The 13,839-nt window shown below is 69.0% G+C and carries 15 protein-coding genes; 5 read left to right on the forward strand and 10 right to left on the reverse strand.

Features of this window, described 5'->3' with window-relative positions; translation table 11 throughout:
- The first annotated feature begins 7 nt into the window (after positions 1–7).
- Complete coding sequence (locus tag ABZO29_RS04475) at positions 8–871, forward strand: ABC transporter ATP-binding protein (RefSeq protein WP_367318798.1); 864 nt, start codon at positions 8–10, stop codon at positions 869–871.
- A 9-nt stretch (positions 872–880) separates the two neighbouring features.
- On the opposite strand, the gene ABZO29_RS04480 is transcribed toward ABZO29_RS04475, so the two are convergent.
- Complete coding sequence (locus ABZO29_RS04480; protein ID WP_367318799.1) at positions 881–1,117, reverse strand: hypothetical protein; 237 nt, start codon at positions 1,115–1,117, stop codon at positions 881–883.
- Between the two features lie 203 nt (positions 1,118–1,320).
- Here ABZO29_RS04480 and ABZO29_RS04485 point away from each other — a divergent pair, with 203 nt between their 5' ends.
- Positions 1,321–1,911: a hypothetical protein gene (locus ABZO29_RS04485; protein WP_367318800.1), complete on the forward strand. Its 591-nt coding sequence runs from the start codon at positions 1,321–1,323 to the stop codon at positions 1,909–1,911.
- Positions 1,912–2,282: 371 nt separating this feature from the next.
- Positions 2,283–2,447: a hypothetical protein gene (locus ABZO29_RS04490; protein ID WP_367318801.1), complete on the forward strand. Its 165-nt coding sequence runs from the start codon at positions 2,283–2,285 to the stop codon at positions 2,445–2,447.
- Between the two features lie 521 nt (positions 2,448–2,968).
- Here the strand turns inward: ABZO29_RS04490 and ABZO29_RS04495 are convergent.
- The 5 genes from ABZO29_RS04495 to ABZO29_RS04515 form a co-directional block, all read right to left on the reverse strand.
- The gene (locus ABZO29_RS04495; RefSeq protein ID WP_367318802.1) at positions 2,969–4,402 is read right to left on the reverse strand and encodes a glycoside hydrolase family 43 protein; all 1,434 of its coding nucleotides are present in this window, start codon (positions 4,400–4,402) and stop codon (positions 2,969–2,971) included.
- 47 nt (positions 4,403–4,449) lie between these two features.
- Complete coding sequence (locus ABZO29_RS04500) at positions 4,450–5,997, reverse strand: family 43 glycosylhydrolase (RefSeq protein ID WP_367318803.1); 1,548 nt, start codon at positions 5,995–5,997, stop codon at positions 4,450–4,452.
- Positions 5,998–6,312: 315 nt separating this feature from the next.
- A complete protein-coding gene (locus ABZO29_RS04505) occupies positions 6,313–6,813 on the reverse strand; it encodes a hypothetical protein (protein ID WP_367318804.1) in 501 nt (166 codons plus the stop codon).
- Between the two features lie 69 nt (positions 6,814–6,882).
- Complete coding sequence (locus ABZO29_RS04510; protein ID WP_367318806.1) at positions 6,883–7,854, reverse strand: hypothetical protein; 972 nt, start codon at positions 7,852–7,854, stop codon at positions 6,883–6,885.
- Between the two features lie 285 nt (positions 7,855–8,139).
- Positions 8,140–8,748 (reverse strand): TetR/AcrR family transcriptional regulator, encoded by a 609-nt coding sequence (locus ABZO29_RS04515; RefSeq protein WP_367318807.1) that lies wholly within the window; start codon positions 8,746–8,748, stop codon positions 8,140–8,142.
- A 132-nt stretch (positions 8,749–8,880) separates the two neighbouring features.
- On the opposite strand from ABZO29_RS04515, the gene ABZO29_RS04520 reads away from it, so the two are divergent.
- Positions 8,881–11,709: an AAA family ATPase gene (locus ABZO29_RS04520; RefSeq protein ID WP_367318808.1), complete on the forward strand. Its 2,829-nt coding sequence runs from the start codon at positions 8,881–8,883 to the stop codon at positions 11,707–11,709.
- A 74-nt stretch (positions 11,710–11,783) separates the two neighbouring features.
- On the opposite strand, the gene ABZO29_RS04525 is transcribed toward ABZO29_RS04520, so the two are convergent.
- A complete protein-coding gene (locus ABZO29_RS04525; RefSeq protein WP_367318809.1) occupies positions 11,784–12,098 on the reverse strand; it encodes a hypothetical protein in 315 nt (104 codons plus the stop codon).
- Between ABZO29_RS04525 and ABZO29_RS04530 the strand changes: the two genes are divergently transcribed.
- On the forward strand, positions 12,097–12,261 hold the full coding sequence (locus ABZO29_RS04530; RefSeq protein WP_367318810.1) for a hypothetical protein: 165 nt from the start codon (positions 12,097–12,099) through the stop codon (positions 12,259–12,261). The two genes, ABZO29_RS04525 and ABZO29_RS04530, sit on opposite strands and share 2 nt — an antisense overlap.
- Here the strand turns inward: ABZO29_RS04530 and ABZO29_RS04535 are convergent.
- The 3 genes from ABZO29_RS04535 to ABZO29_RS04545 all read right to left on the reverse strand — a co-directional run bounded on the left by ABZO29_RS04535 (position 12,242) and on the right by ABZO29_RS04545 (position 13,782).
- Positions 12,242–12,817, reverse strand: coding sequence for an AAA family ATPase (locus ABZO29_RS04535; RefSeq protein WP_367318811.1), 576 nt, complete (start codon positions 12,815–12,817; stop codon positions 12,242–12,244). The two genes, ABZO29_RS04530 and ABZO29_RS04535, sit on opposite strands and share 20 nt — an antisense overlap.
- Before the next feature lie 63 nt (positions 12,818–12,880).
- Positions 12,881–13,174, reverse strand: coding sequence for a hypothetical protein (locus ABZO29_RS04540; RefSeq protein WP_367318812.1), 294 nt, complete (start codon positions 13,172–13,174; stop codon positions 12,881–12,883).
- Entirely contained in the window at positions 13,171–13,782 is a 612-nt protein-coding gene (locus ABZO29_RS04545) for a hypothetical protein (RefSeq protein ID WP_367318813.1), read from the reverse strand. Before ABZO29_RS04545 ends, ABZO29_RS04540 begins: the two co-directional genes overlap by 4 nt.
- Positions 13,783–13,839: the final 57 nt, after the last annotated feature.

The following is a 13,839-nucleotide window of genomic DNA, read 5'->3' on the forward strand; positions in this document are numbered from 1 at the left end:
GACGTCGATGCTCGACGTACGCAACCTGCAGAAGACCTACACAGGCCGCAACCGCACCGTCGAGGCGCTGCGCAGTCTCAGCTTCCACATCGACGCCGGCGAACTGGTGTGCCTCGTAGGCCCGTCCGGCTGCGGCAAGACGACCCTGCTGAAGTGCATGGCCGGACTGCTCACCCCCACCGGCGGCGAGGTGATGCTGGACGGCCGCCCGGTCGGCGGGCCCCCGCCCGGCATGGCGGTGGTCTTCCAGGAGTACGGCCGCTCGCTGTTCGCCTGGATGAACGTGCGCGACAACGTCGCCCTCCCGCTGCGCCGCAAGAAGCTCGGCAAGGCGCGGGAGAAGGAGCTCGTCGACCACGCCCTGGAGGTGGTCGGCCTGGCCGACGCCCACCACGCCTACCCCTGGCAGCTGTCCGGCGGCATGCAGCAACGCGTCGCCATCGCCCGCGCCGTCGCCTACGAGCCGAAGGTGCTGCTCATGGACGAGCCCTTCGCGGCCGTCGACGCCCAGACCCGCGCCGATCTGGAGGACCTCATCCGACGCCTCTGGCACGAACTGGGCGTCACCGTCCTGTTCGTCACCCACGACATCGACGAAGCCGTCTACCTCGGCCAGCGCACGATCATCCTGTCGAAGTCGCCGACCGTGGTGCAGGAGGATCTGGTCATCGATCTGCCCGACCAGCGCGACCAGTTGCACACCCGCTCAAGCGCCCGCTTCGGCGAACTGCGCGCGCACGTCTACGAACAGATCCAGCGCGCCAAACACCACAGCGGCGACACGGCAGCCGGCGCCGGTGAGCCGACCCCAGCGGACACGGCCCGGGAGCTGGAGAGGGCCGCCCCCGCACCCGGGCCGACGCAGCCGTAAGTCCGTATCTCACAAACGTGGCTGGGCGCTGCCGTTCGTCACGGTGAGCTGCCACAACGTGGCCGAGGGGTCGAGGCTCGACGCGTGGCAGCTGACCTTGACCAGCAACATGGACACGTGCAGGGACGCCTCCCGGCGCTCCGTCTCTCCCTCCCCGCCCCGCAGCCGTGTCTCCCGCGCGTCCAGTTCCCGGGCCTGCTGCCGCTGGTACCAGAGCCCGGCGGCCGTCAGCGCCAGTCCCGACACCGATCACCGCGCCGATGACCCCGAACGCGGCCTCCGCCATGAACGTCAACTGTGTGAGCTCATAAGGCCGTTGTCCATCGAACAGCGGTCGACCAGGTTGAGTGAGACCGTGGGTAGGCCATCAACCCCACGTGCAGACCAGGGAGACTTGCCCCTCTCCGACCAGGGCGCGTACCGGACGGGCCTGTGGCACCATTCTCGTCGTGGCAGCTGGGGGAACGAGTCTCGCACCGTATCTGATCACCGCGTCCGCGACGCTCGCAGGCGTCCTGATCACCGCGGCGTTCGCGGAGTTCCGGGAGCAACGGCGGTCCCGCGAGGATCGGCAGCGCGAGCGAGACCGGGTCACCGAGGAACGCTGGAAGTGGCTTCGCCAGGAGCGGCGCCAGGCCTACGCGGCGCTGGTGCACCTCGGCTTCCAAGCTGCCGCCACGCTTCTGGAGGCAGCCTCCCGACTGCACGACCGGAAGGACCCCGAAGGGGCACTCGAACTGTGGACCCGGCTCGACGAGCTGGAAGACGCGATCCACGCCCAGGTGGCGGACGTGCAGCTGGTCGGCAGTGAGGCCGTCCTTACGGCGGCGCACGGGCTGCGCCGATCCGCGCGGCGGACCGCGAGCCTGCTGAGTCAGAGCGTCGACGCCGCCAAGAAGAACCGGCTCGACAACGGCAACACAAACGACGGCCTGTCGGAGCGAATCCGCATCCTGTACGGGGCAACGAACGACCTGGTGGACGCGGCCACTGCGGACCTGCGCGTGTCCCCTGAGGCCGACGACGAGGCGAGCACCTGACCTGGCTTGTTCTCGGCTCAAGGGCGAGCTTGAGACGGAGCCGCGCGTCACGCGGTCATCACGGTGTGTCAGACCCGCTGAGCGCGACGGCGAGCCGGCACTACGGTGGCGCCCTCACCCCTGGGGCGCCGTACACGTCGGACACGGAGCCCTGGCCGGTGCCGTCACTTACCTGCCCGCGACGGCCAGCTACGGCTCCGGCAGGGCGGCCAACGGCGACGGCGGCCTCGGGTTGCCGCACACCCTCGTCGGCGAGGACACGGCAAGGTCAGCGGGACGGTGATGGGCGAGCGCGTGACGCTGACGTCGACTTCGAGCTCGGCGACACGGGCTTCAACGGCACACTCACCGGGAGCACGCTGACGCTCGCGGTGCCTCAGCCCGACGGACACATCGAGGACTACGTCCTCGAGCCGCACGACGCCGCTCACTACAACGAGCGCGTCGTGGCGCTCCAGGCGAACTCGACGCAGTCATGGGACCCGTCCTGGTTCTTCGACCAGGGCGACCGTAAGCCTCACCGGCTCAAGCCGTGAGAACGACCGTCCAGGTCATCGCTCACGAAGCGGTGTTCAGCGTGGTGGGACACCCACAACGGCAGGTCCACCGGTCGCCGGGACGTCACCCACACCACGTGGCACACCGAGCGGCTCGGCCAGGCACCCACCAGGTGCCTCACAGGTCCCAGCTCATCCGTGAGGCCGTGCGTCTCGTCGGCGTGCACAACCCAGGTGCCGGGGCGGCGTGAGTCCGCTCCCCACCCTGTCGATGTCATCCGGCCAGGGTAGGCGAGAGGGGCGCGACGGTGACCACCGCCTGAGAGCGCGTGAGAGCGACGAAGTTCGGCCCACTCTTCGCCGCGGTGGCGGAAGTTTGCTCGTCACCGTGACGGTCGCGGCGCTGGCCGTCGTCGCCCGACGCACCGCGGCACGGGCATCGTCCGACGGACACGACGTGCTCCGAGCGCACTGACGGCTGGTGCCGTCGCCCTCCCCACGGGAGGGCGACGGCCCGTGGGATGTCGCCGTGCGGCGCACGGCCTCCCTGCCGGCGTCGGTCAGCTCGTCACACGGAAGGTGGCGTCGCTGCGTCCTGTCGCGGTGGTGATCGGGTCGAGCCGCAGTTGATAGGCGTAGTGGCGGATGTACCGGTCGGGGTAGTTGTAGGACTGGAACGACGACCATGAGGAGTCGGCGAGGCCGGCGACCTGGCGGAAGCTGGCGTCCTGGGCGAACTGGGTGGTGCCGTCGTTGTAGACCAGAGCGAAGTCGTAGTTGGAGTGCCGCAGGAAGTACCCGGGGAAGTTCACCGACTCGAAGGAGACGGTGCCGGAGCCGGCCAGGCCGGTCCTCAGCCGGAACTGGGCGTCCTCGGCGGGGCTGACGTTGGGGTCGATTCGCACGTCGAAGTTGGTGTGCCGCACGTACCGGTCCTGGAAGTTGTACGACTGGAGCCGGTTGATCGCCGTGTTGGGCCAGCGCGCGAGCACGCGGCTCTCCTCGGCGGCCGTCAGGTTCAGGATCCAGCCGTGGCGCTTCTTCGTGCCGCCCATGTTGTAGCTGCCCGACGCCTGCTTCTGGTAGGCCGCGGGATTGGACGGATCGGTGGTCAGGACCGGCATGTAACCGCCGCTTGTGGCGTACTGGTCGAGGTAGAGCGCCCACTGGTTGCTGCCGTTGACCTTCATCCACATCGGGCCCTCGACCTGCGAGCCGGTCAGGCCGATACCGGAGAGGTCACCGAGCCTGGTCCACGTCCCCAGGATCGAGTTGCTGCCTTCGAGGGTGATCTGCCCGTCGCCGGAGGCCCGCACGTAGCGGTAGTTACCCACTCCGGAGGGCACCTCGATGATCTGGGTGTCGATGATTTCCTGGGTGCCGGGGCGCTCGATGTAGGTCTGCGGGGTGGTGACGGTGCGGAAGTCGCTGGTGCGGGCGTAGAAGATGCGGTGCTTCGTCGCGCCGTTGAGGGGCACGTTCGTCGCCCAGTACAGGACGTAGTCGCCTGTCTGCGGGTCCCAGATCGCCTCGGGCGCCCAGGCGTTGCGGCCGTCGGGGATCGAGCCGGCGACGTTGAGCAGCCATGGCTGCGACCAGGTGACCAGGTCGGTGGATTCCCACACCACGAGGTTGCGGCTGCCGTTGTTGATGGCGGTGTCCCAGTTCTGCCCGCAGCCGATGCACAGGTCGGTCGCGATGATCCAGTACTTGTCACCGCCCGGGGCGCGGACCAGGGCGGGGTCGCGCACCCCGCGTGTGCCGACCGTGGAGCGCAGGACCATCCCGCCGCCGTTGAGGTCGTTCCAGTGCAGGCCGTCCGTGCTGTGTGAGAGGTACATCTGCTGGTTGGTCGACCCCTCTCCGGTGAAGTGCACCATCAGGTAACCGGGGTCGGCGGCGGCGGCCCGCTGTGGGGTGGTCAGGACTTGGGATGTGAAGAGCAGGCAGGCGGCGACCAGTATCGCCGCAAGCCGGGAGAAGACCGCGGACATGTGTGTTTCCTGTCTTTCTACGGGTGCCAGGATCGGGTGACGAGGTCTCACGTACGTGACCAGTGGAAGCTGGTGGCTGTGCCGCACGTACGCTGTTCGAGCAGGGCGAGGTCCGCGGTCGAGGCGCCGACGACGTTGACGCACTTGCCGCTGTGGCGGGCCCTGAGCTGGTGGTATCCGTCGACGGCGACCCATTCGAACTGCTGGTTCGCGCCGGAATGGCAGGGGTACTGGATGATGCCGGCGCCGTCAGCTGTGGATGCGCCGTTCACGTCCATGCACTTGCCGCTGTTGAGGCTCTCGATCTGGAAGTAGCCCCCGCCCACGTCGACGAAGCGCCACCGCTGCCAGGGCTTGCCGTTCCAGGCGTACTGGCCGATCTTCACGCCGTTGTCGGTGTTGGGTGCCTGAACGTCCATGACCTTGCCGCTGTTGCGGTTGGTCAGCCGGTAGTAGGTCACCGCCGGCTCGCCGGACGGCACGGTCAGCGCGGTGCCCGTGGCCACCGGGACGCCGAGGTTCGGCGATCCGTCGGCGTTCCAGGTGATCTTCTGGATCCGGGTGGTGCGGGTGGTGCCGCAGCCCTGGGTGGAGGAGGAGTTGGCGTGGTAGACGATCCAGTCCTCGGTGCCGTCCGGTGATTTGAAGAAGCCGTTGTGGCCGGGGCCGTACACGCCGGCCGCGTCGCTGCGCTGGAAGGCCGGCTCGGCGCTCTTGGTCCAGGAGCTCGCGTTCAGCGGGTCGCTGCCGGTGAGGGTGAGCAGTCCCAGCTTGTAGTCGGGGCCCTGGCAGGCGCTCGCCGAGTAGCTGATGAACGTCTTTCCGCCGTGCTGCAAGGCGACCGGGCCCTCGTTCATCGGGGTGCCCTGCGTCTCCCAGGAGTAGGTCGGGGTGGAGATCTGCGTGCGGGATCCGGTCACGGTCCACGGATTGCTCAGCGCGACGATGTAGATGCTCGGGTTTGATCCGGCCCACTGCGGCGTCGGCACGCCCGACCAGATGAAGTACAGCCGGCCGTTGATGGTGACCACGCTGCCGTCGATGCCCCACCAGTCGTTCGCGCCGAAGATCATGCCCTTGTACGTGTACGGGCCGAGCGGATCGGTGCCGGCGCTCTCCAGCACGTGCACACGCTGGTCCTCGATGTCGCCCGTACCGGCGGAGTAGTAGATGTACCAGCGCTTGCCGTTGGGGCCGTCGAGCAGGTGCATCTCCGGAGCCCAGATGTAGTGGTCACGCCCGGCGGCGTGGCCGCTGAACACCGGCACCGGCGAGGCGGCCTTCAGCGCCTCGATCGTGGGCGCCTTGCGCATCGTCAGCGGTCCGCTGTACGGCGTCGTCATCAGGTAGTAGTTGCCGTTGTAGTAGGTCATGTAGGGGTCGGCGCCGGAACCGTTGAGCGGGTTCGTGAACGTCGTCGTGGCCGCCTGCGCCGCGGGCGCGACCACCACCGTCCCGACCGTCACACCTCCGACGACGGCGAGAGCCGTTGCCATGGCCCGCAGTCGGCGGACCAGAGAGGAACGCCCCGGCACGCGCCGCCAAGAGCGGCGGCGCAGCCTTTCCACACCGGCGGGCATGGGAGAAATGCTCATGACAGAGACATCCTTGGTCGTGTCGTGGAGCGGGACCGGAAGGTGGTGAGCGGAACAGATGCGGCGGATGCGGGTTTGCGGCTACGCGCCTCACATCGATGTCGCATCCCGTCGACTGCATGTGAGGCGCGTGAACACTACGGGTCATTGTTCGAAATTTAGGACGTCGTTCGTAAATTCGGCCAGACGTTAGAGGGGTTCGTGAGGGGGCGTCAAGAGGGAGGGCCGAAGAAGACTGAGACGAGGAGCGCAACCTCCGGACAGAGACGGCCGCCGTGGGCCGACAGCCGCCCTGCCCGAAGAGCCGGGTGCCACTCAGGACTGGCTGTTGAGGAACCCGATCGCCACCGCGCCCCACCACCCGATCTGGGAAACCACGACGGAGACCGCCCCACGCACCAGCAGCCGTCTGTCCACCTCTCCTCCCACCTGCTCGGCAAGCTCTCGGTGGAGAGCGTGCACGTGCACACCGTTGAGAGCGACCAGGAGGACCAGCCCGAGCTTCACCCGGGTGACTGCCGACGCCACGTCAGGGCCGAGGACGGCACCACTGATCACCATTCCCGCCAGACCGGCCCAGACGAGTACCTGTAACGGGCCGGTGAACTCCAGGACTTGACGCAGGCTGCGCCGTCCCAGCAGCCAGAGCAGACCGTAGTAGTCGATGGTCTGCACAGTGCCGAACCCCAGGATCAGCGCTGCCAGGTGCACGAAGAGTGCCACGGTGCGCAGCGCGGGACCGGCCTCGAGGTGCACTGCCACCCACACGCCGGCCGCCCACACCAGACACACCAGCACATCGGCGGCACCTGTCATCCGGCCGCGCCCCGGTGCCCGGAACAGACCCGTGCCACGAAGAGTGCCACGGCGCGCCCGCCGCACTGATCAGTCCTCGGCCACCCAGCCGGCCATGATGCCCATGACGCCGCCGTGCGAGTGCGCGCTCTCGTACCTGCTGGTGATCTGCAGGATGTCACCCCGCCTGATGGTGCCGAGCGGATCGCCGCTGCACGGGGGCATGTCCGAGATCTCCGTGTTGCCGTGGAGGTCGATGAATTCGGGACTTCCCCCCTCCTCCGCCACGACGGTGCACAGCACCTTTCCCGTGGTGAGGTTCTCCGTACGCACGAAGCGGCCCGCGTGGTGCAGGTGGCCGCGCATGTGGACGAGTCTTCCGGAGATGGTGGAGCGCCACCGCCTGACCCTTTCACTGACTCCGTCCGGAGCGTCGTACGCACTGCCGAGACAGCCGCCGGCGTCCATCCAGATCGGCGTCACGGGCTCGAGCCGCGACCCTTCGGCGGGCTCATGGGTGAAGGTGAAGGTGATGTAGACCGTCTTGGGTTGTGGCGCGTGGTTCATGAGGTCGTAGAGCATGTTCCACCGCTCCCCCCGGCGCACCTTGATGCCGTATCCCGAGGGCAGGACGCTCTCCACTCGCTCGTTCCCGGAGGCGAACATCCGCTGGGGGCCGCGGCAGACGACATCACTCCTCGCGTGGGTGCCCAGCACCGCGTGGTGGAGCATCGGGCCGGTGTTGACGTTGGCGTTCGACCCGTCCGCATAGACCAGGTTCGGCTCGAAGCCCGTGATGAAGCAGTCCTCGCACGGTTTCTCGATGTTGAACGCGAGGCGGTTGCCGGTCTCGCCGTGGTCGTGGCCGGACGCGGCGGGGAGGGTGAAGGGCCCGTAGCGGACGGTCGTTGTCGTCCGGGCATCGGCCATTCGGGTCACCGCAGGCGCGGACGGCGGCTCGGCGGCGGGAACCGGGGCGGCAGTTGTGACCATCAGTGCCGCACCGACCCCCAAAGCGGTCACGACCACAGGGGCCCTGAGGGGCAGACTCCGATAGGACATGTCTCTCTCCCGTTCGTCTGGCAGGAATTGGTTGCCGATCGAGAAAAAGGAACGATGCGAAAATCGGCGCAAGACCGAAAGGAAAGACATTCAGCAGCTTTGCTGCGACGCATCGGTAGAGTGGCGCGCGCCAATTGCGGAGTCAACGCACCTGGGATACAGGCAGATTGAGGAAATGCATTCGTGCTGCTCTGACCAGCGCCTTCCGCCGGATCCTGGAGCCGGTGACCAGGGCAGGACCGGTGACTTCACCGATTCGCAGCCGGTATCACCGCCGGTGCGGAATCATTCGGCAGGCCCCAGCCCTGCGAACAGGACACGCATCAGCGAGGTCCAGTCGCCGTGGTCCGGGCCTTCCGCCTTCACGGCGGCGAGCACGTCCACTCCCAGCGACACGCACAACACAAGGCGGGCGCAGGCCGCCGCATCGATCAGCGGCCCGAAGGAGCCGTCCTGCTGGGCGAGTTCCACCAGGTCTCTCAGCTTGGTCTCGACCCGGCCCAAGGCGGCGTGCACCCTGCGGGCGACCTCGGCGTCCCGCCTCGCGGCCGTGAGGGCTTCGCTGACCAGGGGCGCCCACGTCTGCTGACGCGGATCGGAGAGATCCGTGACGATCAACGCGAGGACATCGGCGGGTTGAGCACCACTGCTCAGCGCCTGACCAAGTCGGTGCGAGGCGGCGGCAAGGCCGTGGTCGACCGCCTCGGCGAGCAGTTCGGCCTTGTTGCGGAAGTTGCCGTAAATCGCCCCGGTGGACAGGCCGGCTCGGCGGGCTATGTCCTGCACCCGTGTGCGGTCGTAACCCTGCTCACCGAATTCCTGGACAGCGGCCTCGACCAAGCGTTCACGAATCACGGACCTGGACGGCCTCGCGAAGGAATCAGGCTCTGCCACGCCCCCAGCCTAGCCGCGTCGTGCGGACGCTCCGCCCGGTCCATGGCCATCGCTCGCCCCTGTTGCCCCGCACGACCACGGTGCGGGCTCGGCCGCCTCTCTTGCGCTTCCGCCCGCGAATAATGACTATTCTTGACTCAGGATCAGTCCATCCAGGAGGCGTACGTCATGACGTACGGCACCGAGCACAGCATCATCGGCAGACAGGCCGAGCGCCGGCAGCTCGGAGCATGGATCGAGGCCTGCCGACGTGCGAGAAGGGGTGGCGCACTGCTGCTGACGGGGGATCAGGGAATCGGCAAGACGACGCTGATCCGGCAGGCGGCGCACCTCGCGCAGGGGTTCCACACCGTACGCGCCGACGGAGTGCGGGCGGAACAGGACCTGGGTTACGCGGCGATACAGCGACTGGTCCGCCCCTTGGCCGTCGGCGTACGGCGTCTCCCGCCCCACTTGGCCGAGGCGCTGGAGCGGATACATCTCGGTCTGCCGCCGCCCCACGACGGATCACTGATCGCCGTCGGGGTCCTGGCCCTTCTCTCCCGGAGCTCCGCCCGGCGCCCGGTGCTCATCAGCCTCGACGACCTGCAGTGGACCGACAGCGAGTCACGACACGTCCTGGGTCTTGTGGCCCGCAGGATCAGCACCGAACGGGTCCTGATCCTGGCTGCTGCGGACGGGGAGGCAGCCGAGCTGATGCCGGGTGTACCCGAACTCCGTCTCACGGGCCTGAGCGACCGCGACTGCCTGCGATTGATCGCGCGGCGCAACCTGTCGGCGGTGGCGCCTGCAGTGAGCGAGGTACTCGTCCACGCTGCCGACGGCAATCCGCTGGTCCTTCTGGAGCTCCTGCGGACGCTCAGTCCCGGTCAGCTGGCGGAGCTGCCACGGCTGCCCGACCCACTCCCGCTGGGGCCGCGGCTCACCCGACTGAGGCTCGCGCCCTTGCGAGGGCTTTCCGACGACTGCCGCCGGCTGCTCATACTCCTGGCCACGGAACCGCGCCTGGATCCCCCCACGCTGTACCGGGTGGCCCAACTGGCGGCAATCGACCCCACGGCGTTGAAGAGCGCCGAGGCGGCGGGGCTGATCACCCTGTCGAGGACGACCGTAACCTTCTGCGACGCCGCCCTCGCCCGGGCCATCCGTCACAGCCCCGATCTGGCCGAACGGCACTGGGCGCACGAACTGCTGGCGCGTGCGTTCGCCGCCGACCACGACGACCGTCGCGGCTGGCACGAGGCCGCCCTGTCGACGGAGGCAGACGCGGCTCTGGCCGACGAACTGGAGCGCCAGGCCGCCAGGGCGCGCCGGGACGGCGAGCCGTGCCACGCCGCCGTACTCATGGAACGTGCCGCGGAGCTGACCGTCGAGGACGCTCCGCGGGCCGGTCGCCTCGTCGCCGCCGCCAGCTGCAGCAGCATGGCCGGGCGACTGCGGCACGCCGACCGGCTGCTGGAGCGAGCAGAGGTGCTCGGCGGCGCAGAACACCCATCCCTGCGAGGGGACATCGCCTTTCTGCAGGGCGTCCTCTCGCTTCGCCAGGGCACACCGGACGCCGCCTTCGACGCACTGCTGACCGCCGCGGACGTCCTGGCGGACGGCAACACCCGCCTTGCCGCCAAGGCACTGGCCGCGGCGGGAGAGGCCGGTCTCTCCACAGGAAACGAGGACTTACCGCAACAGGCGGCCGAGCGGGCGCAGGCGCTGCTCGGTGGCCCCGCAGTCCCGGACGAGCCCGACGCGCGGCTCGCCACGCACTGCCTCCTCGGAGTCGCCGAGTCGTTACGCGGGCTGCCGACCGCCGCTCCCCGGCTGCGCAGGAGCCTCGCAGAGGCCGCCCAGGCGACGGACCCCCTCCTGCTCACCTGGGCAGCCCACGGAGCCCTGTTCGTCGCCGACGACTCCCACGCCCGTGCGCTGGCGGCACGTGCGGTGGCGCTGGCCCGCAGGGCAGGTGACACCCCGACGGTCGCGCATGCCATGCAGTACCTCGCCTACACCGAGTGCTGGCTGAGCGGACCGGAGTCTGCGCGGCGCGTCGCGACCGAGGCGCTGCGACTGGCCCGCGGGACGGGTCAGCTCACGTGCGTTCGCAACCTGATGGGGATCCTGATGCTCGCCGCGGGGCTCGCCGGTGACACCGAGACCTGCGAGGAGTACGCGGACCGGGTCGTCGACCAGGCGGGGGAGCACGGAAACGGGCTCGCCTGCGCTCTGGGTCTGTGGGGCCTGGCTCATGTGGATCTCGCCTCGGGACACTGGGAGGAGGCGACTGCGAAACTCCGCCGGCTGAGCCGTATGAAGCCGCGGCACCCCGGTGTCGCTCTCCAGGCGGCTCCCGCTTATGTGGAGGCCGCCGTCCGTGCCGGATTCCGCGTGCGGGCGGAGCGGACCACCGCGGCGTTCGCACGGTGGGCGGAAGGGGTCGGCCGCGGCTGGCCGATCGCACTGGTGGCCCAGTGCCGCGCGGTCCTGGCAGAGGAAGACCCCGAGGACTGCTTCCGGCTCGCTCTGCGCCTGCACGAGCCCCGTGACCGCCCCTTGGAGCAGGCGCGCACCGCCCTCCTCTACGGCGAGTACCTCAAGCACGAACGCCGGCGGGCGGAGTCCCGTGTCCAGTTCCGGGAGGCCGCGGAGATCTTCCGCAGGCACGGGGCCAGACTCTGGCTCGCGCGTGCCCGTGCCGAGCTGCGCGCCAGCGGTGACAGCGCGACTTCCCGGACCGGAGGCAGATCCCTGCCTGCCGATCCTGTGGGCACGGACGGCCTGACCGCCCGTCAGCTCGAGATCGTCCGGATGGTCGCGGCGGGCGCGACCAACAAGGAAGTGGCAGCGCGGCTCTGCCTGAGCCCGCGCACCGTCGACTATCACCTTCGCCGTGTCTTCCAGCAGTTGCACATCACGTCGCGCGTCGAACTCATCCGCAGGTTCGGCGGCGCGTCGGTCCGGGGTCGGTGACGCACCATGGCCGTGTCCTGCCGTTCCTGGCAGTCACGCCGAACTCGTCATGCCGACGGCCGCCTCGGTGGTCGTCACACCGCGTCCGACCACTCCCGGATGAGCCGCACGGTGCGCTCGGGTCGTTCCTCGTGCAAGTAGCGCCCGACGCCCGGCCAGTGCTCCACCCGCGAGCCGGTCACGTGCAGAGTCGAATTCTCCCAGTCCGCAGCCTCGGCCGACGTCCACACCGTCAGTGCCGGGCGGGTACGGCGGCGCAGGTACGCCAGCCCGCACACCGCGCATTTGCCAAGGCGGCCGAGCAATGGGACCTCGACCGAGTACTGCGGGACTTCGTCGACGCCGCCCGGCGCTGCCTGGTCCGCAGGGCTCGACGGCATCGAGCTCATGGCCTACGGGCGCTTCCTGGACTCGTTCTGGACGCCTTTCTGGAACCACCGTGACGACGAGTACGGAGGCTCCCACGAAAACCGGATGCGGTTCCCGCTCCAGGTCATTCGAGCCGTCCGCGAAGCGGTCGGTCCGGAGTTCGTCATCGGCGCGCGCAAGTGACCTCGAACTCCGGGCGGCCGGCCGCGACCTGGTCGCGCCGCGGCTCCACGGCGTCGTCCGGCACGGACAGCGGGGGGACGGAGAAGACGTGTTCGCCGGAGATGCCGAGCGTGTGGCGGCTGGTCGCGAGGATACGCAGGTCGCGAGCAGCGGAGAGAAGGCTGTCCGCGAGTTCGGCGCAGGCGTCGACGAGGTGCTCGCAGTTGTCGAGAACGATCAGGCACTGGCGCTCGGCCAGATGGTCCGCGAGTTGCTCCAGGAGGGGGTGGGAGGACAGGTCGGGGATGCCGAGGGCGGAGGCGGTGACACCCGCCACGGCCGCCGGATCCTGCACCGGTGCCAGGTCCACCAGCCACACCCCGCCGGCGAAGCCCTTGCGGGAGGCGGCGGCCGCCTCGAGCGCCAGCCGAGTCTTGCCCACCCCGCCCACACCGGTGAGCGTCAGCAGCCGAGCGGTACCGAGGCGGCGGCGGACCTCCGCCATCTCCCGCCGCCTGCCCACGAACGTGGTGAAGGCCGCCGGGAGATTTCCTCCTCGTCCGGTCGAGCTGCTCACCCGTGAAACACTAAGGAAACCTGTCAATCGACGGCAAGCCCTGGGCGCCCGATCGGCATGGATTCAGTGGTCCGTCCGAGCCGCTTCCCTCCGCCCCAGGTCAGTGCGATTGCGAGGGCTTCGCAGCGCGCTGGGATTGTCGTATCCGTGCGCAGCAAGGTAAGCGGCCGCGTCTTCGTTCTCGGCGAGCCACGCCTCGCAGACCCGGTAGGGCTGGACGGCGTCCTTGGTCTGAAGGTCGGCGACGGCGACGATGTCACGGGTGCATGCGTCGCGTCCGTGCGGTGTACAGATCCAGTCCTCGGTCTGTCCTACAGCCGAGTCCAGGCGGACCAGAGCGGTGATTGGCGACTTCATGTGGGCCATGGCGCAAAACTAGCGCGCTCAGTCGGCCTCCGCGCAGGAACGCTTGACGAAACATCAGCTCCGCAACCCGCAATGTCGTCCACGCAGTCCTGAACGTCCTCGGGAGCGACGGTGTTGAGTCGCCAGGCGACGAGGCCGTCGATGTCCCGGTTCGACGGTGCGATCCTGGCGGTGAAAGGGGCACCCGCGGGAATGTTGAACTGGTCCGCCTCTCGGTCGCCGCACTCCATCTCCCATTCGTTCTGCGCCTCGCCCCGGACCAGGGTCAGGGTGAGCGTGTGCGGCGCGGGGGTCTGGCAGGCGATGTCGAACGTATAGGGCCTGTCGCCCTTTGCCGTGATGGTCTTGTCCAGCCCTTGCGCCAGGGCTGCCGTGCCCGAGTCCTCGCGGGAGCCTCCCTCGGCTTCAACGGCGTTCAAGGCGCGCGTGGCGCGCTTTATCGCCGCTTCCTGGTCCTCCTTCCCCTCCCAGGTAGGGGTCCGCGATATGGACGGGGTGTCCCCGCTCTTCGGCTCTTTCGGCTCCTGCGTCTGCGCCGTGCAGCCGCCGGTCAGGGCCACGAGGATGAGACCGAGGACGAGAGTGTGGCGTTCGCGCATGGGGCTCCGGTCGAGTGTGGGGACGCGGCGCGGTCTCCGGAGTGGGGGCGCCACGCG

Source organism: Streptomyces sp. HUAS ZL42 (genome assembly GCF_040782645.1).
Lineage (GTDB): Bacteria > Actinomycetota > Actinomycetes > Streptomycetales > Streptomycetaceae > Streptomyces.

Excerpts from the sequence above, each read along its gene's own strand:
- ABZO29_RS04510 (WP_367318806.1), bottom strand. The coding sequence starts at position 7,854 with ATGTCCTATCGGAGTCTGCCCCTCAGGGCCCCTGTGGTCGTGACCGCT.
- ABZO29_RS04540 (WP_367318812.1), bottom strand. The coding sequence starts at position 13,174 with ATGAAGTCGCCAATCACCGCTCTGGTCCGCCTGGACTCGGCTGTAGGA.
- ABZO29_RS04500 (WP_367318803.1), bottom strand. The coding sequence starts at position 5,997 with ATGAGCATTTCTCCCATGCCCGCCGGTGTGGAAAGGCTGCGCCGCCGC.
- ABZO29_RS04525 (WP_367318809.1), bottom strand. The coding sequence starts at position 12,098 with ATGAGCTCGATGCCGTCGAGCCCTGCGGACCAGGCAGCGCCGGGCGGC.
- ABZO29_RS04530 (WP_367318810.1), top strand. The coding sequence starts at position 12,097 with ATGGCCTACGGGCGCTTCCTGGACTCGTTCTGGACGCCTTTCTGGAAC.
- ABZO29_RS04495 (WP_367318802.1), bottom strand. The coding sequence starts at position 4,402 with ATGTCCGCGGTCTTCTCCCGGCTTGCGGCGATACTGGTCGCCGCCTGC.
- ABZO29_RS04505 (WP_367318804.1), bottom strand. The coding sequence starts at position 6,813 with ATGACAGGTGCCGCCGATGTGCTGGTGTGTCTGGTGTGGGCGGCCGGC.
- ABZO29_RS04545 (WP_367318813.1), bottom strand. The coding sequence starts at position 13,782 with ATGCGCGAACGCCACACTCTCGTCCTCGGTCTCATCCTCGTGGCCCTG.
- ABZO29_RS04475 (WP_367318798.1), top strand. The coding sequence starts at position 8 with ATGCTCGACGTACGCAACCTGCAGAAGACCTACACAGGCCGCAACCGC.